At 63.4% G+C, this 17575-nt stretch carries 15 protein-coding genes and 1 riboswitch; of the genes, 12 read left to right on the top strand and 3 right to left on the bottom strand.

The annotated features are described in order from the left end of the window. Window positions 1-207: 207 nt before the first annotated feature. Complete coding sequence (locus DQ397_RS18775; protein ID WP_043207325.1) at window positions 208-540, bottom strand: multidrug efflux SMR transporter; 333 nt, start codon at window positions 538-540, stop codon at window positions 208-210. An 88-nt stretch (window positions 541-628) separates the two neighbouring features. Between DQ397_RS18775 and DQ397_RS18780 the strand changes: the two genes are divergently transcribed. From DQ397_RS18780 to DQ397_RS18790, 3 genes are all read left to right on the top strand, one after another. Further along, entirely contained in the window at window positions 629-1519 is an 891-nt protein-coding gene (locus DQ397_RS18780) for a LysR family transcriptional regulator (protein WP_043207326.1), read from the top strand. 51 nt (window positions 1520-1570) lie between these two features. Next, window positions 1571-2839, top strand: coding sequence for a lipid IV(A) 3-deoxy-D-manno-octulosonic acid transferase (gene waaA, locus DQ397_RS18785; RefSeq protein ID WP_043207327.1), 1269 nt, complete (start codon window positions 1571-1573; stop codon window positions 2837-2839). A gap of 104 nt (window positions 2840-2943) precedes the next feature. Further along, complete coding sequence (locus tag DQ397_RS18790; RefSeq protein WP_043207329.1) at window positions 2944-3393, top strand: hypothetical protein; 450 nt, start codon at window positions 2944-2946, stop codon at window positions 3391-3393. Between the two features lie 88 nt (window positions 3394-3481). Here the strand turns inward: DQ397_RS18790 and DQ397_RS18795 are convergent, their stop codons facing one another. After that, window positions 3482-4912, bottom strand: coding sequence for a TolC family outer membrane protein (locus DQ397_RS18795; RefSeq protein ID WP_043207331.1), 1431 nt, complete (start codon window positions 4910-4912; stop codon window positions 3482-3484). A gap of 152 nt (window positions 4913-5064) precedes the next feature. Beyond that, window positions 5065-5171, top strand: a riboswitch (TPP riboswitch). A 141-nt stretch (window positions 5172-5312) separates the two neighbouring features. Between DQ397_RS18795 and thiC the strand changes: the two genes are divergently transcribed. Further along, on the top strand, window positions 5313-7199 hold the full coding sequence (gene thiC / locus DQ397_RS18800) for a phosphomethylpyrimidine synthase ThiC (RefSeq protein WP_043207332.1): 1887 nt from the start codon (window positions 5313-5315) through the stop codon (window positions 7197-7199). A 184-nt stretch (window positions 7200-7383) separates the two neighbouring features. Then, window positions 7384-8667: a putative hydroxymethylpyrimidine transporter CytX gene (cytX, locus tag DQ397_RS18805; protein ID WP_148921595.1), complete on the top strand. Its 1284-nt coding sequence runs from the start codon at window positions 7384-7386 to the stop codon at window positions 8665-8667. Here cytX and DQ397_RS18810 read toward each other — a convergent pair. Beyond that, window positions 8636-9382 carry an RsiV family protein gene (locus DQ397_RS18810; protein WP_043207334.1) on the bottom strand — a complete coding sequence of 249 codons (747 nt, stop codon included), beginning with the start codon at window positions 9380-9382 and terminating at the stop codon, window positions 8636-8638. The genes cytX and DQ397_RS18810 overlap by 32 nt on opposite strands. 184 nt (window positions 9383-9566) lie before the next feature. On the opposite strand from DQ397_RS18810, the gene DQ397_RS18815 reads away from it, so the two are divergent. The 7 genes from DQ397_RS18815 (at window position 9567) to parC (ending at window position 17569) form a co-directional block, all read left to right on the top strand. Next, window positions 9567-10184: an NUDIX domain-containing protein gene (locus tag DQ397_RS18815; protein ID WP_043207336.1), complete on the top strand. Its 618-nt coding sequence runs from the start codon at window positions 9567-9569 to the stop codon at window positions 10182-10184. After that, window positions 10175-10627 carry a DUF1249 domain-containing protein gene (locus DQ397_RS18820; RefSeq protein WP_043207338.1) on the top strand — a complete coding sequence of 151 codons (453 nt, stop codon included), beginning with the start codon at window positions 10175-10177 and terminating at the stop codon, window positions 10625-10627. The genes DQ397_RS18815 and DQ397_RS18820 overlap by 10 nt, the downstream gene beginning before the upstream one ends. A gap of 85 nt (window positions 10628-10712) precedes the next feature. Next, window positions 10713-11528: a 3',5'-cyclic-AMP phosphodiesterase gene (cpdA, locus tag DQ397_RS18825; protein ID WP_102081290.1), complete on the top strand. Its 816-nt coding sequence runs from the start codon at window positions 10713-10715 to the stop codon at window positions 11526-11528. 175 nt (window positions 11529-11703) lie between these two features. Then, entirely contained in the window at window positions 11704-12312 is a 609-nt protein-coding gene (locus DQ397_RS18830; RefSeq protein ID WP_043215928.1) for a YqiA/YcfP family alpha/beta fold hydrolase, read from the top strand. Window positions 12313-12346: 34 nt separating this feature from the next. Next, complete coding sequence (parE, locus tag DQ397_RS18835) at window positions 12347-14251, top strand: DNA topoisomerase IV subunit B (protein ID WP_070571120.1); 1905 nt, start codon at window positions 12347-12349, stop codon at window positions 14249-14251. 74 nt (window positions 14252-14325) lie between these two features. Beyond that, the gene (locus tag DQ397_RS18840) at window positions 14326-15234 is read left to right on the top strand and encodes an esterase-like activity of phytase family protein (RefSeq protein WP_372240775.1); all 909 of its coding nucleotides are present in this window, start codon (window positions 14326-14328) and stop codon (window positions 15232-15234) included. 76 nt (window positions 15235-15310) lie between these two features. Next, window positions 15311-17569 (top strand): DNA topoisomerase IV subunit A, encoded by a 2259-nt coding sequence (gene parC / locus DQ397_RS18845; protein WP_043215890.1) that lies wholly within the window; start codon window positions 15311-15313, stop codon window positions 17567-17569. The last annotated feature ends 6 nt before the right edge of the window (window positions 17570-17575 follow it).

The raw sequence follows: 17575 nt of genomic DNA on the forward strand, positions 1-17575 counted from the left end.
GCCCAGTATACAGGCTGTGGCGTGATGCTTGTCCGGGGAGAGATGCAGACCGTTTTGTCGCGTTCGCGGGTAAACCCGCTCACACCGTTACAGCGGCGTACCTATGAGCGCCGAAGAACCGGTGAGGGCGGGTTTGCCCGGTGAAGAGGGCACTACCACAGGGCAAGATGCTTGCCGCCCATGGGCGTGCATGAAATGCGCTGTCGCTCAGTGCCCCGCGGTCTTGGAGAACAGCTGGATCACCACCACGCCGCCGACGATCATGGCCATGCCCAGCATCGCCGGGAAGTCCAGCTTCTGCCCATAGATCACCAGCGCCACCGCGCTGATCAGCACGATGCCCAGGCCCGACCAGATGGCGTAGGCGATACCCACTGGAATGCTGCGCACCACCAGCGTCAGCATCCAGAACGCCACGGCGTAACCGCACACCATCAACAGCAGGGGCAGCGGTGTGCTCAAGCCCTTCACAGCTTTCATGGAAGCGGTGGCGATGACTTCTGCGCAGATGGCGATGGTCAGGTAGGTATATGCGTTCATGGTGCGAGTCTCCGTTGCCAGGCCTCGCATTCTAGGCCTAGGTGAAATGCGGTAAAGTCATTACCTATCTAACTTGGAGATAGGTTCAATGGCTGAGCAGTGGAGTCTGGATCAGCTGCGTCTGTTCCTGCGGGTGGCCGAGTTGCGGTCGTTTTCTGCTGTCGCACGGGAGCAGCGCAAGGCGCAGTCAGCCATCAGCAATGCAATCGCGCTGTTGGAGACGGACTTGGGCGTAACGTTGTTCGAGCGCAGCAGCGGGCGCCAGCCACGTTTGACCGAGAGCGGTGCGGCCCTGCTCGAGGATGCCCGCGAGCTGCTACGCCAGTGCGAGCGTCTGGACGGCCGGGCCTTGGCATTGATGCGGGGGCAGGAAGCACTGCTGCGGGTAGCCAATGACGAAGCCATGCCCTACCAGCCGGTCATCGACAGCCTGGACGAGTTGTCCACCCGCTTTCCGTTCCTCGAGGTGCAACTGGCCAGCGGTGCTCAGGGGGATGTGGCGCGCAAGCTGGTCGAGCGGCGCGCGGACCTGGGGTTGTTCTTCCATCACGAGCAGATTCCCGCCTCGCTGGAGCGTCGGGCGCTGGGCAGCGTCGAGATGGTCACGGTCTGCGCCGTGGGGCATCCGCTGGCCCGTGAGCAGCGGGTCAGTCGTCAGCAACTGGCGCGTCATCGGCAATTGCTGATCACGCCCCAGCAAAGCGGTTATCCGGGTGGCGAGGCGATCAGTCCGCAGGTGTGGCGCGCCGACAGCTTCTATTCAATGGCTGAACTGCTGATGCGTGGCCTGGGCTGGGCCTGGCTGCCGCGGCATGTGGTGCAGTATCCGACCTACCAAACGCACATGGTCGAACTGGACAGCGAGTGGCGCCCGCCGGCGCTGGTGGTCGAGCTGGCTTGGCGCCGCGACCAGCCGTTGGGGCCGGCGGCGCAATGGTTGGCCGAGCGCTTCGCCGTGCACCTGCGGGCGATTGGCTGAGGCTCGCCGCTTGCAGGCCTTTTCCTGCGGTTCCTTGTACACTGCGTCGCCATGAACAGAACCCTCTATACCTTGCTGTTTCACCTGGGCCTGCCGCTGGTCGCGCTGCGCCTGTACCTGCGCGCCCGCAAGGCCCCGGCCTACGGCCAGCGCATCGCCGAGCGCTTTGCCTGCAAGCTTGCGCCCATGCGCCAGGGAGGCATCTGGGTGCATGCGGTGTCGGTAGGCGAGAGCATCGCTGCTGCGCCGATGATTCGCGCTCTGCTCAAGGCCTACCCGGACTTGCCCATTACCCTGACCTGCATGACCCCGACCGGGTCGGAGCGGATCCGTGCGATGTTCGCCGAGGAGCCGCGCATTCAGCATTGCTACCTGCCATACGATCTGCCGTGGGCCGCCGGGCGTTTCCTCGATCATGTGCGGCCACGGCTAGGCATCATCATGGAAACCGAGCTGTGGCCAAACCACATTCACCAATGCACCAAGCGCGGTATCCCGGTGGCCTTGGCCAATGCTCGGCTGTCCGAGCGTTCGGCCCGCGGTTACGCGCGCTTTGCCGGGCTGACCGGTCCGATGCTCGCTGAGATGAGCCTGATCGCCGTGCAGACCGAGGTCGAGGCCGAGCGTTTCCGCAGCTTGGGCGCGCGCCCCGAGTGCGTGCAGGTGACCGGCTCGATCAAGTTCGACCTGAAGATCGACGAGCAACTGCAACCACGTGCCAAGGCGTTGCGCGAACAGTGGGGCGCCGAGCAGCGCCCCGTGTGGATCGCCGCCAGTACCCACGAGGGTGAGGATGCGCTGATCCTGGAGGCCCATCGGCAGTTGTTGCAGGTTCATGGTGATGCGCTGCTGATTCTGGTGCCGCGTCATCCGGAGCGCTTCGATGCGGTGTATGCCTTGTGCCGCGATCAGTTCGCCACGGTGCGACGCTCCCTGGGGACGCCGGTGAACGGCCAGACTGCGGTGCTGTTGGGCGACACCATGGGCGAATTGCTGTTCCTCTACGCATTGGCTGATATCGCCTTCGTCGGCGGAAGCCTGGTGGCTACCGGCGGGCACAACCCACTGGAGCCTGCTGCGCTGGCCTTGCCGGTGGTCATGGGACCGCATGTGTTCAATTTCCTCGAGATCACCGCCATGTTGCGTGAGGCCGGTGCCTTGCAGCAGGTGGATGATGCCGAGGGACTGGCTGGCGCTATACGCCGCTTGATCGAGCTGCCACAGGATGCCCGGCGCATGGGGCTGGCGGGCAAGGCCGTGATGCAAGCCAATCAAGGGGCCCTGGACCGGCTTGTGCAGGCATTGGCGAAATGGCTGTGATGACGCAAAAGGTGGCAAACAGATAGTTCATTTGCGCTGTGCGTGCTGCCTACGCTCCTGTCCAGGACGCCAACAGGCGTGTCGAAGATTGGAGGAGACGCCGCATGTACAGCAGGACACTCACCGCGTTCGGCCTGATGACCGCCTTGTCGGCACAGGCCTCGATCGGTGTGCCGAAGTACCCAAAGTTCATCGAACCGTGGGCCAGCGTGAGCGTGAACTACCCGGATCCAAACGCCAGCATCCAGCACACCGGGGCCTATTTCATCGACGCCCTGAAAGGGCCGCACTTCACTATCGATGACAACGCCAGTTGGTCGGTGGATGACGACGATCAGGGCAGGTTGGAGATGGTGCCGAAGGTGCTGGGCAAGCATAGCTTCGTTGAGGAGGTCCTTGTGACCTCGGGCGCTCTGGCGTGCAATTTCAGCATCATGTACGACCTGCGGCGTGTCAGGCTTCATGCCGCGTCCATCGGCGAGGCCTACGCCGACTGCAGGTCTTCGCTGCATGTCGATGGCGATCACAACGCAATTCGTTTCTTCATGAAGTGATGTGCATCGACAGGCTGTGCCAGCTACTTCACGAGCCACTTCACGAGCCGCTCGGCAGGCGTGCCCGTGAAGTAGCGGTAGCGCGTCCTCAAGGTCGCCGCTCGAAGTTCTTTGCCGCCGCGGCTGCCAGGTCGGGTGGGAGGAAGTCCTTGTCCGGGTTGTAGTCGGCTTTCAGATAGCGGCCCAAGTCCTGCAGGTCCTGCGGACTGAGCGTCCCGGCGGCTTGCTTGAGGCGCAGGTTGTCGAGGATGTAGTCGTAGCGGCTGTTGTTGTAGTCGCGCACCGAGGTGTAAAGCTGGCGCTGGGCATCGAGTACGTCGACGATGTTGCGGGTACCGACCTGATAGCCGATCTCGGTAGCCTCCAGGGCACTCTGGTTGGAAATGATCGATTGCTTGCGCGCCTGTACCTGTTCCACGTCTGTGTTCACTGCGCGGTGCAGGTTGCGGGTGTTCTCCACCACCTGACGACGCAGGCTTTCGCGCTGCTGTTCGCTCTGGCTCAGGCGCTGGTACGCTTCGCGCACTTGGGAACTGGTCAGCCCGCCACTGTAGATCGGGATGTTCAACTGAAGGCCGATGCTGGTCTGCTCCACGTCGCCGCTGTAGCGCCCGAAGGGCGAGGGGTTGGTGAAGCCGAGACTGTCATTGTCGCCTTTTTGGTACTTGGCCACAGCATCGAGCGTCGGGGCGTGGCCGGCCTTGCGCTGGCGCAGGGTTTCCTCGGCGGCGGTCACGGCATGGTTGGTGGCAAGCAGGTTGAGGTTCTGCCGCGCCGCGGTATCGACCCAGGCCTTGGCATCGTTGGGGATTGGCACCTGCACCGGTAGGGTATGGACCACGCCCTGGATCGAGCTGTATTCGCGGTTGGTCAGGGTCACCAGGGCCTCGAAGGCATCCTGTACCTGGCGCTCGGCGATGATCCGGTTGGCCCGGGCGGTGTCGTAACTGGCCTGGGACTGCAGCACGTCGGTCTTGTCCGAAAGGCCGACGTCGAAGCGCTCGTTGGACTGGTCCAGCTGGCGCTTGAAGGCCGCTTCCTCGGCTTTGGTCGAGGCCAGGTTGTCCTGGGCGCGCAGTACCGCGAAGTAGTTTTCGGCGGTTTGCAGAATCAGGTTCTGTTCGGTGGCCGACAGCTCGAGGGCCGCCTGTTCATTGACGGCTTCGGCTGCCTGCAACTGGAACCAGCGGTCGGCACGGAAGATCGGCTGCGCCAGTGTGGCGCTCCAGGAATTGCCGCTGCGGTTGGACGTGATGGAGGGCTCGTCGATCTTGGTGCGAGTGTTGAGCATCTCGGCACCGGCCGACAGGTTCGGCAGCAGTCCGGCCCTGGCCTGGGGGACCACTTCGCGACGAGCGCCGTAGTCGGCGCGGGCGGCGGCCAGGTCGGCGTTGTTGTCGACCGCCTCCTGGTAAACGCTGACCAGGTCGGTTTTCACCGTCGTGGGCATATCCGCTGCCCAGACCACTGCGTTGGACGCACAAGACACGGCTATCGCCAGTGAGAGTTTGCGCAGCATAGGCAATCCTTGAAATGAATTTCTGAACTGTTGAGTATCGAGCGATGGCCAGTGTAGTGCCGGGCGCACCTGGCAACAATCGCCTGACGTGCCTTTCATCATTCGCCAAGCTACACGCTTGGCTTTGCCGACCACTTGAGTCTAGACTGCGCATGTTCTTGTCGGGGTGCCTTGAATCGAAGGCTGAGATCGGATAGTTCCGGATCCCGTTGAACCTGATCAGGTTAGCGCCTGCGTAGGGAACAAGATTGCTCGCTTTCCCGGCGAGATCTTGTGCCAGGTCCGGGATTGTCGAAGCTCAAGCTCAAGGCACTTCTCGCATCCGGCACCGCACCGTCCTAGGTGTATCCGCGCCCCTTCAGGTTCTCCCCGACATTCCACGCTGTCTGGAGAGCCTGTGATGAGCCAACAAGAAAAATCGATCCACCTCAGCGAGTCGGCGCAAGTCGACCAGCAGTCCGTGCAACCTTTCCCCCGTTCGCGCAAGGTCTATGTCGAAGGCTCGCGCCCCGATATCCGCGTACCCATGCGCGAGATCAGCCTGCATGACACGCCCACGGACTTCGGTGGCGAGCAGAATGCGCCGGTGCTGGTGTACGACACTTCTGGTCCCTACACCGATCCCAACGTCGTCATCGATGTGCGCAAAGGCTTGGGCGATGTGCGCTCGGCGTGGATCGAGGCCCGTGGCGATACCGTGCGCCTGGATGGCCTGAGCTCGAACTTCGGTCAGCAGCGCCTGAACGACCCCGAACTGGCCAAGCTGCGTTTCGCCCACGTGCGCAACCCGCGCCGTGCCAAGCCAGGCGCCAACGTCACCCAGATGCACTATGCACGTCAGGGCATCATCACCGCCGAGATGGAATACGTCGCCATCCGCGAGAACATGAAGCTGCAGGAGGCCCGTGCCGCTGGCCTGCTGGACCAGCAGCACGCCGGGCACAGCTTCGGTGCCAGCATTCCCAAGGAAATCACCCCTGAGTTCGTGCGCGAGGAAATCGCCCGCGGCCGCGCGATCATCCCCGCCAACATCAACCACCCGGAACTCGAGCCGATGATCATCGGCCGTAACTTCCTGGTGAAGATCAACGGCAACATCGGCAACAGTGCCCTGGGGTCCTCGATCGAGGAAGAAGTGGCCAAGCTGACCTGGGGCATCCGCTGGGGTTCGGACACGGTCATGGACCTGTCCACCGGCAAGCACATTCACGAAACCCGCGAGTGGATCATCCGCAACTCGCCGGTGCCGATCGGCACCGTGCCGATCTACCAGGCCCTGGAAAAGGTCGGCGGTGTGGCCGAAGACCTGACCTGGGAGCTGTTCCGCGACACCCTGATCGAACAGGCCGAGCAGGGCGTGGACTACTTCACCATCCATGCCGGCGTGCTGCTGCGCTACGTACCGCTGACCGCCAAGCGGGTCACCGGTATCGTCAGCCGTGGTGGCTCGATCATGGCCAAGTGGTGCCTGGCGCATCACAAGGAAAACTTCCTGTACACGCACTTCGACGAGATCTGCGAAATCATGAAGGCCTACGACGTCAGCTTCTCGCTGGGCGACGGCCTGCGTCCGGGCTCGATCGCCGATGCCAACGACGCGGCCCAGTTCGGTGAGCTGGAAACCCTGGGCGAGCTGACCAAGATCGCCTGGAAGCATGACGTGCAGTGCATGATCGAAGGCCCGGGCCACGTGCCGATGCAGTTGATCAAGGAAAACATGGACAAGCAGCTCGAGTGCTGCGATGAGGCGCCGTTCTATACGCTGGGTCCGCTGACCACCGACATCGCCCCTGGCTACGATCACATCACCTCCGGTATCGGTGCCGCGATGATCGGCTGGTTCGGCTGCGCCATGCTCTGCTACGTGACGCCCAAGGAGCACCTTGGCCTGCCGAACAAGGACGACGTAAAGACCGGCATCATCACCTACAAGATCGCCGCGCACGCCGCTGACCTGGCCAAGGGCCATCCTGGGGCACAGATCCGCGACAATGCCTTGTCCAAGGCACGCTTCGAGTTCCGTTGGGAAGACCAGTTCAACCTCGGCCTGGACCCGGACACCGCCCGTGCGTTCCACGACGAGACGTTGCCCAAGGAGTCGGCCAAGGTCGCGCACTTCTGCTCGATGTGCGGGCCGAAGTTCTGCTCCATGAAGATCACCCAGGAAGTCCGTGAGTACGCAGCCAATCAGCGTATCGAGGCGACGGATGTGTCCGTGGAAGAAGGCATGCGCGAGCAGGCCGAGCGGTTCCGTCAGGAAGGCAGCCAGCTGTATAAAAAGGTGTAACGCATCCCGGCCCCTTCCTGTGGGAGGGGCACATTTTTCTGTGTGGGGCACGGCCCTGTGGGGGCGGGTTTACCTGCGAATGCTGAGTTCACTGACGCATTCGTGGGTAAACCCACTCCCACAGGGCTGTGCCCTTCGTCAGTTGGACTCGGTATCCCCAACAACAACTCTGGTAAGCCCGCCGATGACCACTCCCAGCCACTTCTCCCCCGACCACCCGGTCCCTCACGGGCAGCGCCAATTCGGCGCCCGCGACCTGTTTTCCCTCTGGTTCTCCCTCGGCATCGGCCTGATGGTCCTGCAGGTCGGCGCGCTACTGGCGGCAGGCCTTGGCTTGGCAGGCTCGGTGCTGGCGATCGCGCTGGGCTCCGCGGTAGGCGTGCTGCTGTTGGCGGCGGCCGGGGTCATCGGCAGCGACACCGGGCTATCGGCCATGGCCACCCTGCGCCTGAGCCTGGGGCGTCATGGCGCGCGTCTGCCGGCGCTGCTCAACTTGTTGCAACTGGTGGGGTGGGGGGCGTTTGAGATCATCGTCATGCGCGATGCCGCCAGCCTGCTCGGCACCCGGGCGTTCGGCGAGGGCAGCGGCTGGAGCAGCCCTCTGCTCTGGACCTTGTGCTTTGGCGCTCTGGCCACCTTGCTGGCGGTGAGCGGCCCACTGACCTTCGTGCGCAAGGTGCTGCGCAAATGGGGTATCTGGCTGCTGCTCGGGGCGTGCCTGTGGCTGACCTGGAACCTGTTCGCCAAGGCGGACCTGGCGGGCCTGTGGCGCCAGGCGGGCGATGGCTCGATGTCGCTGGCGGTGGGCTTTGACATCGTCATCGCCATGCCGTTGTCGTGGTTGCCGTTGATCGCCGACTACTCACGTTTCGGCCAGCGAGCCAGCCGCGTGTTCGGCGGTACGGCGCTGGGCTTTTTCATTGGCAATGCCTGGCTGATGAGCTTGGGCGTGGCCTACACCCTGGCCTTCGCGCCGAGCGGTGAGGTCAATGCACTGCTACTGGCCTTGGCGGGGGCAGGTCTGGGTATTCCACTGCTGCTGATCTTGCTGGATGAGTCGGAGAACGCCTTTGCCGACATCCATTCTGCTGCCGTGTCTACGGGTTTGCTGGTGCGCATGAAGGTCGAGCACCTGGCCCTGGCCATCGGCGTGCTGTGCACATTGATCGCCCTGCTGGCGCCGCTGGCGCAGTACCAGAACTTCTTGCTGTTGATCGGATCGGTGTTCGCGCCGTTGTTCGGTGTCGTGCTGATGGACCACTTCGTCATTCGTCGTCGGCAGATGCCGGCGGCGATCAGTGGCTTACACTGGCAGGCGCTGGTCGCCTGGGCGGTGGGGGTGGCGGCATATCACTTCATGGCCAATGTCGCACCGGAGCTGGGGGCGACCCTGCCGGCACTGCTGCTGGCAGGGGTACTGCATGGCCTGCTGAGCCTCAGCCGCGGCCAGGAAACAGCTCGGGCTTGAGCACGCCATTGAGGCGTGGATAGGGGATCTTCAGTTCGATGTGGCCCATGGAATAGGGCGCAATGGCATAGACTTCGTACTTGACCACCACCGCGCCATAGGTCAGCGCCACGTGCGGGGACTTGCGGAACGGCCAGGTCTTGATGAATTCGGGGTCCTTGTCCATGCCGGTGCTGATCATCCAGGCGCGGTGGGACTCCTCGACCGTCTTCCAGAAGGTCTCCTCCTGGCCCGGCAGCAGCATGTCCTGCAGGGTCAGGACCTTGTCCAGCTTGCGCGAATAGTTGATGAACCCGCGCCCCGGCATGCCGTGGGCGCCACCGCTGTCCAGATAGCTGGACAGTTCGATGATCACCAGCCCGTCATGCTGCTCGCGTACCTTGGCCTGCAGGTAGCTGCTGTTGCGTTTTTCGGCACTGGCCAGGTATTGCTGCTCATAGGCTTGCAGCGAGGTAGGCGCGGTGCTGCGCTGGTTGTCTTCGGTCAGCTGCAGCAGGCGCTGTTCGACGATGGCGTCGAGCTTGGGCAGGGCCGGGAAATGAATGGTGTCGATGTTCACCAGTGGGCAGTCGCTCTCGCTGCAACCGGGTTTGACGTGTTCCCAGGCGTCGCGCTTGACCTCGAGCGGGGCTCGGTAGTTGGGCTCGAACAGGCTTTGGCAGGCGCCAAGGGCCAATGCCAGCACAGCCACGGAAGTCAGTTTGACAAGCGTCATGATGATCCTTGCAGAACAGATGGAGTCGAGCTTCGACCGTCGGCGCGGCCTTCAGTTCGCCACTAAGCTAACAGAGTAGAGACGCTCTGTCCTGGCCGCCTGAACGGTCGTTGGAAAGGGGTGAAACACGACGGCTCGCAGAGTAGGATGGCGCGATGCGGTAAATGAGGTAACGAGGATTCCCATGTCAGATACGTTGAATTCAGTGCCCAAGGCGGTCGAGATCGTCGAGCAGGCCAACTGCTTCCAGGGCTTCTACCGGCTCGACAAGGTGCGCTTGCGCCATGAGTTGTTCGCTGGCGGCATGGGGCGGGAGATCAGCCGGGAACTGTTCGTGCGCCATGATGCGGTCTGTGTGCTGCCATACGATCCTCAGCGTGACGAGGTGGTACTGATCGAGCAGTTCCGCGTCGGTGCCTTGGGCAAGGTCGAGAACCCTTGGCTGATCGAGATGGTCGCCGGGCTCATCGACAAGGACGAGGAGCCCGAGGAGGTCGCCCACCGCGAAGCTCAGGAGGAAGCCGGCCTGACCTTCAGCGCACTGTGGCCCATGACCCGCTACTTCCCGTCGCCCGGAGGCAGTGACGAGTACGTGCACCTGTTCCTGGGGCGCTGCTCCAGCGAAGGCGCCGGCGGGCTGCATGGTCTTGAGGAAGAAGGCGAGGACATCCGCGTGCGCGTCTGGTCGTTCGAGGACGCCCTGCAGGCTGTGCGTGACGGGCGTATCTGCAACGCCGCGACCATCATCGGCCTGCAATGGTTGGCGCTGAACCGTGCGGAAGTGCGAGGGATGTGGTCGTGAACCTGTTACGCGAGCGCTATCGGGTCGACCTGGCCGGGCTGCAGGCAGCCTGCGAGGCCAACTACGCCCGCCTGATGCGTCTGTTGCCAGACATGCGCACCACCCAGAGCTCGCGGCGCATCGGCATGACCCAAGGTGACCAGATGCTGGGCGTGCTGGTGCTCGACGTGGTGCTGGCGTGCCCCTACACCACCACCCTGCGCGTGCGTCAGGAACACAGCCTGCCCTGGTTGCCGGTGCCGCATCTGGAGGTGCAGGTGTACCACGATGCACGCATGGCCGAAGTGGTCAGTGCCGAGCATACCCGGCGCCTGCGCAGCATCTATCCCTATCCCAACGCGGCCATGCACCAGCCGGATGAAAAAGCTCAGCTCAACCTGTTCCTGGGTGAATGGCTCAGCCACTGCCTGGCCTGCGGCCATGAGTTGGAAGCCGTTCGCTGAAATGTGACGGCGGTCGGTTTCAGCCCTTTGCTCCGGCCCCTTCGGCATCCCATAATCGCGCTGAATCCGTTCGAGGAGCCGGCCGTTGCCGCAATTCAATCTCCCTCAAGCCTCGGCACCCCTGCAGGTGGTGCAACTGACCGACGCCCACCTGTTCGCGGACGCGGGCGGCACCCTGCTGGGCATGAATACCCGCGACAGCTTGCAGCATGTGGTCGAGCAAGTGCGGCGCGAGCAGCCGCAACCGGACTTACTGCTGTGCACCGGTGATCTGTCCCAGGATGGCAGCGTCGCGTCCTATGAAGCCTTCCGCCAGCTGACTGCGGTGTTGGGTGCGCCGAGCCGCTGGCTGCCGGGCAATCACGATGAGGCCAAGGTGATGGCCGAGTTCGCGCAGGGCAGCGACCTGGTGCAGGCGGTGACCGATCTGGGCGCCTGGCGCATTGTCATGCTCAACTCGAACGTGCCCGATGCCACCCATGGTTGGCTCGCCGACGATCAACTGGCCCTGCTGGAGCAAGCCCTGGCTGGAGCGGGGGAGCGTCACTGCCTGGTCTGCCTGCACCATCAGCCTGTGGACATCGGTTGTGCCTGGATCGCGCCGATCGGCCTGCGCAATGCCGATGAACTATGGAAGCGACTGCGCGGTTATACACAGGTAAGGGCAGTGCTCTGGGGGCATATCCACCAGCCTTGGGATGAGCGGCGTGAAGGTGTTCGTCTGTTGGCCACGCCCTCGACCTGCATCCAGTTCGCCCCCAACAGTGAGGACTTCCAGGTCAGCGAGGAGCAGCCCGGTTACCGGTGGTTGCGCTTGCATGGCGATGGGCGAGTCGAGAGTGGGTTCGAGCGGGCCCGGGATTTCAACGTACAGCTGGATTTCAACAGTCCGGGGTATTGAGGCTCGGTGTGCTCCAGGTAAGGGCCCGCGAACAAGATGCAAGCCCTTGGCCGCCTGCGGCGTGAAGAATTTGTTGCGAAAAGCCCGAAGCTGCGCCAAAACCCAGCGAACAAGCTACACTGCGCGTCCCTGCGCCCGCACGGACGGGCGCGCCGCAGTACACTCCGGGGGCAGCATGTCGGGTTCCATCCTTTATATCCACGGCTTCAACAGCTCGCCGCTGTCGAGGAAAGCCCTCCAACTCGAGGCGGTGATGCAGCAACTGGGCCTGGCCGACCAACTGCGTGTGCCTGCCTTGCATCACCACCCGCGTCAGGCCATTGCCCAGCTCGAAGGGGCCATCGCCGAGCTGGGCCACCCTTTACTGGTGGGCAGTTCGCTCGGCGGCTACTATGCCACCTACCTGGCCGAGCGCCATGGCCTGAAGGCACTGCTCATCAACCCGGCGGTCGGACCGCACCGGCTGTTCGACGGATACCTCGGCACCCAGCGCAACCTGTACACCGACGAGACCTGGGAGCTGACCCTGGACCATGTACACGCCCTGGCCGAGCTGGAGGTGCCGCCCCCCCTGGATGCCAACCGCTATCAGGTATGGTTGCAGACCGCCGATGAAACCCTGGATTATCGCCATGCCGAGCGCTATTACCGAGCTTGTGCCCTGCGCATCCAGGCTGGCGGCGACCACGGTTTCCAGGGTTTCGCCGAGCGTCTTCCGGCATTGCTGGCCTTCGCCGGCATTGCGCGCGGGCAGTATGCGGCGCTCGATTTTTCTGTATTTTGACTTTTTGCATTCACCAGACTGACGACGAGAACCCATGGCCAATCCCAGCGCTAGCGCCTATAACGCAGACGCCATCGAAGTCCTCTCGGGCCTTGACCCGGTCCGCAAGCGGCCGGGCATGTATACCGATACCAGCCGGCCCAACCACCTGGCCCAGGAAGTCATCGACAACAGTGTCGACGAAGCCCTGGCCGGCCACGCCCGTTCGGTACAGGTGATTCTCCACGCCGATCATTCGCTGGAAGTCTGCGACGATGGTCGCGGCATGCCGGTGGACATTCACCCCGAGGAGGGGGTGTCCGGGGTCGAGCTGATCCTCACCAAGCTGCATGCTGGCGGCAAGTTCTCCAACAAGAACTACCAATTCTCCGGCGGCCTGCATGGGGTGGGCATCTCGGTGGTCAACGCCTTGTCCAGCCAAGTCCGCGTACGCGTCAAGCGCGATGGCACCGAGTACCAGATGACCTTCGCCGATGGCTACAAGGCCAGCGAACTGGAGGTGGTCGGCACTGTTGGCAAGCGCAACACTGGCACCAGCGTCTATTTCAGCCCCGACCCGAAATACTTCGATTCACCTAAGTTTTCCATCAGCCGCCTCAAGCATGTGCTCAAGGCCAAGGCCGTGCTTTGCCCAGGCCTTCTAGTCAGCTTCGAAGACAAAGCCAGCGGCGAAAAGGTCGAATGGCATTACGAGGACGGCCTGCGCTCGTACCTGGTCGATTCGGTCAGCGAGTTCATGCGTCTGCCCGACGAGCCGTTCTGCGGCAGCCTCGCGGGCAACAAGGAGGCGGTCGACTGGGCCTTGCTATGGTTGCCCGAGGGCGGCGACAGCGTCCAGGAAAGCTATGTCAACCTGATCCCCACCGCCCAGGGCGGCACGCACGTCAATGGGCTGCGCCAGGGGCTGCTGGATGCGATGCGCGAGTTCTGCGAGTTTCGCAACCTGCTGCCGCGTGGCGTCAAGCTGGCGCCCGAGGATGTCTGGGAGCGCATCACTTTCGTCTTGTCCATGAAGATGCAGGAGCCACAGTTCTCTGGCCAGACCAAGGAGCGCCTGTCATCCCGCGAGGCGGCGGCGTTCGTTTCCGGCGTGGTCAAGGATGCGTTCAGCCTGTGGCTCAATGCCCACCCCGAGCTGGGCATGCAATTGGCGGAGCTGGCCATCAGCAACGCTGGGCGTCGTCTGAAGGCGAGCAAGAAGGTCGAACGCAAGCGCATCACCCAAGGCCCGGCACTGCCTGGCAAGCTGGCCGACTGCGCAGGCCAGGACCCGATGCGTGCCGAGCTGTTCCTGGTCGAAGGTGACTCGGCCGGCGGTTCGGCCAAACAGGCGCGTGACAAGGAGTTCCAGGCGATCCTGCCCCTGCGCGGCAAGATCCTCAACACCTGGGAAGTCGATGGTGGCGAAGTCCTCGCCAGCCAGGAGGTGCACAACATCGCCGTGGCCATCGGGGTCGATCCGGGCGCTGCGGACCTGTCGCAGTTGCGCTACGGCAAGATCTGCATCCTCGCCGACGCCGACTCCGACGGTCTGCATATCGCCACGCTGCTATGTGCCTTGTTCGTTCAGCACTTCCGCCCGCTGGTGGAAGCCGGTCACGTGTACGTGGCCATGCCACCGCTGTATCGCATCGACCTGGGCAAGGAGATCTACTACGCCCTCGACGAGGCGGAACGCGACGGCATCCTGGACCGCCTGGTGGCCGAGAAGAAACGTGGCAAACCGCAGGTCACCCGATTCAAGGGGCTGGGCGAGATGAACCCACCGCAGTTGCGCGAGACCACCATGGATCCGAACACCCGGCGCCTGGTCCAGCTGACCCTGGACGATGTGCAGGGCACCACCGAGATCATGGACATGCTGCTGGCCAAGAAGCGCGCCGGCGATCGCAAGAGCTGGCTGGAGACCAAAGGTAATCTCGCCGAGGTACTGGTTTGACCCGCCTGCTCGCAGCGGTCTGCCTGCTGTTGGTCGCCTTGCCGAGCCTGGCGGCCAACTGGCCTGAGCTCAAGATGAGCGAGGAACACCCGGTCGATGGCATGCGCGGTGGCAACCTGTCGGGCCTGGCCTGGTGCCGTGGGGCCTTGTGGACGGTGTCCGACCGGGACGACGACCGCATCTACCGCCTCGATCAGCAGGACCGGACCTGGCGTGCCCAGCCACTGACGTTCACCCCGCCACCGGTGCCGGAGAGCGGTCTGCCTTGGGGATTGAAGTCGCGTAATTGGGCGGCCTCTTATATCCGCGGCGGCGAGCTTGACTTCGAGGGCATCAGCTGTGATCAGGCCGGCAACTTCTACCTGATCAGCGAAGCCCATGCCGCGGTGTTGCAACTGCCTGCCGATGGCGAACCGCGCTGGCTGAAGATCGACCCGGCCATGGTGCGCCAGGCGCGTGCCAGCGGCATGCTGCTGCACTTCAATGCACTGTTCGAAGGGCTGGCAGTCCACCCGTCCGGGGATCGTCTGTGGCTGGCGGCCGAGCGGGAGCGACGCGGTCTGCTGCTGATAGAACGCCAGCAGTCGGTCTGGAACTGCGCACGCAGCTGTGTGTTGCTCAGCGAGGCGGGCGTCGAAATGCAGCCCAAGCAAATGCCCAATCCGCAGGCCATGGCGCGGGACTTCTCCGACCTGGCATGGTACGAGGGCAAACTGTACACCCTCGAACGCAACGCCTATCGCATCTGCCGCCGTGACAGCGAGAGCGGGCAGGTCGAGCGTTGCTGGTCGTTCGCCGCCGATGCCTTGGTTGAATCGCGCCGCTACGACCAACCGTATGGGCTGGCCGAGGCGTTGGTGATCGACGCCAAAGGTGCCTGGGTGGGTGTGGACAACAACAACGGCGATCGTGCCGATGGTGAGGCTCGTCCAATCGTCTGGCGTTTCGCGGCCCCTGAAGGTGGCTGGAACGCCAAGCCGTAGGCTTGCCGGCCGATTTGAATTTACCCGGCGCGGCGGTAGTTGCCGTCGCGCCAGAACCTGAAATGACGAGGCCCGCATGAGCGACTCACTGGAACTCAGTCTCGAAGGCGTCGAACGCCGCTCCTTGGCTGACTTCACCGAACAGGCCTACCTCAACTACTCCATGTACGTGATCATGGACCGTGCCTTGCCGCATATCGGCGACGGTCTGAAGCCGGTGCAACGACGCATCGTTTACGCCATGAGCGAGTTGGGGCTCGATGCCGATGCCAAGCACAAGAAATCGGCGCGCACCGTCGGTGACGTGCTCGGCAAGTTCCACCCCCATGGCGACTCGGCCTGCTACGAGGCCATGGTGCTGATGGCCCAGCCATTCAGCTACCGCTATACCCTGGTCGATGGCCAGGGCAACTGGGGTGCGCCGGACGATCCGAAGTCATTCGCCGCTATGCGTTACACCGAGGCGCGCCTGTCGCGTTATTCGGAGGTGTTACTCAGCGAGCTGGGCCAGGGCACTGTCGACTGGGTGCCGAACTTCGATGGCACGCTCCAGGAGCCTGCCGTGTTGCCGGCGCGCCTGCCGAACATCCTGCTCAACGGCACCACCGGCATCGCCGTGGGCATGGCCACCGACGTGCCACCGCACAACCTGCGTGAAGTCGCCAGCGCTTGCGTGCGCCTGCTCGACGAGCCCAAGGCCACCATCGAGCAACTGTGCGAGCACATCCAGGGGCCGGACTATCCGACCGAAGCCGAGATCGTCACGCCCCGCGCCGAGATCCTCAAGCTCTACGAGAGCGGCCGTGGCTCGATCCGCATGCGCGCCGTGTACCGGGTAGAAGACGGCGACATCGTGGTGACGGCCCTGCCGCACCAGGTCTCCGGTGCCAAGGTGTTGGAGCAGATCGCCGCGCAAATGCAGGCCAAGAAGCTGCCGATGGTCGCCGACCTGCGCGATGAGTCGGATCATGAGAACCCCTGCCGTATCGTCATCATCCCGCGTTCGAACCGGGTGGATACCGACGAACTGATGCAGCATCTGTTCGCCACCACGGACCTCGAGAGCAGCTATCGGGTCAACGTCAACATCATCGGTCTGGACGGCCGGCCGCAGCTGAAGAACCTGCGTGCCTTGCTGCTCGAATGGTTGGAGTACCGCATCGGTACCGTCCGCCGCCGCTTGCAGCACCGTCTGGAGAAGGTCGAGAAACGCCTGCATCTGTTGGAAGGCTTGCTCACAGCGTTTCTCAACCTGGATGAAGTCATCCACATCATTCGCACCGAAGACCAGCCCAAGCAGGCTCTGATCGCTCGCTTCGACCTCACCGAGGTTCAGGCCGATTACATCCTCGAGACCCGCCTGCGTCAGCTGGCGCGCCTGGAAGAGATGAAGATCCGCGGCGAGCAGGACGAACTGCTGAAGGAACAGGCCAAGCTGCTGGCGCTGCTGGGCAGCGATGCCAAGCTGCGCAAGCTGGTGCGCAGTGAGCTGATCAAGGATGCCGAGACCTACGGCGACGACCGCCGCTCGCCGATCGTCGAGCGAGCTGAGGCCAAGGCACTCTCGGAAAACGAGCTGATGCCGACCGAGCCTGTTACCGTCGTGCTTTCCGAGAAGGGCTGGGTACGCTGCGCCAAGGGGCATGACATCGATGCCACAGGCCTGTCCTACAAGGCCGGTGATGGCTTCAAGGGCGCTGCCGCGGGCCGCTCCAATCAGTACGCCGTGTTCATCGATTCCACCGGGCGCAGCTATTCGCTGGCTGCCCACAGCTTGCCTTCGGCACGTGGCCAGGGTGAACCGCTGACCGGTCGTCTGACGCCGCCACCGGGCGCGAGCTTCGAATGCGTGCTGCTGCCTGATGACGATGCGCTCTATGTGGTAGCCTCCGACGCCGGCTACGGCTTCGTGGTCAAAGGCGAAGACCTGCAGGCGAAGAACAAGGCCGGCAAAGGGCTGCTCAGCCTGCCCAACGGCGCCAAGGTCATGACTCCAAGGCCGGTGACGGACCGGGAGCAGGACTGGCTGGCTGCGGTGACCACCGAAGGTCGCCTGCTGATCTTCAAGGTCAGCGATCTGCCGCAATTGGGCAAAGGCAAGGGCAACAAGATCATCGGCGTGCCCGGTGACCGGGTCGCCAGCCGTGAAGAGTTTGTCACTGACCTTGCGGTAGTGAGTGAGGGGGCGACCCTTGTATTGCAAGCGGGCAAGCGTACGCTATCTCTCAAGCCTGACGATCTTGAGCATTACAAAGGCGAGCGGGGACGGCGTGGCAGCAAGCTGCCGCGTGGCTTCCAGCGCGTGGATGGCATGGCGGTTGAACGCCCTGAGTGAACCGGC

The sequence above is a fragment of the Pseudomonas sp. CK-NBRI-02 genome, assembly GCF_008124495.1.
GTDB classification, from domain to species: Bacteria; Pseudomonadota; Gammaproteobacteria; order Pseudomonadales; family Pseudomonadaceae; genus Aquipseudomonas; species Aquipseudomonas guariconensis.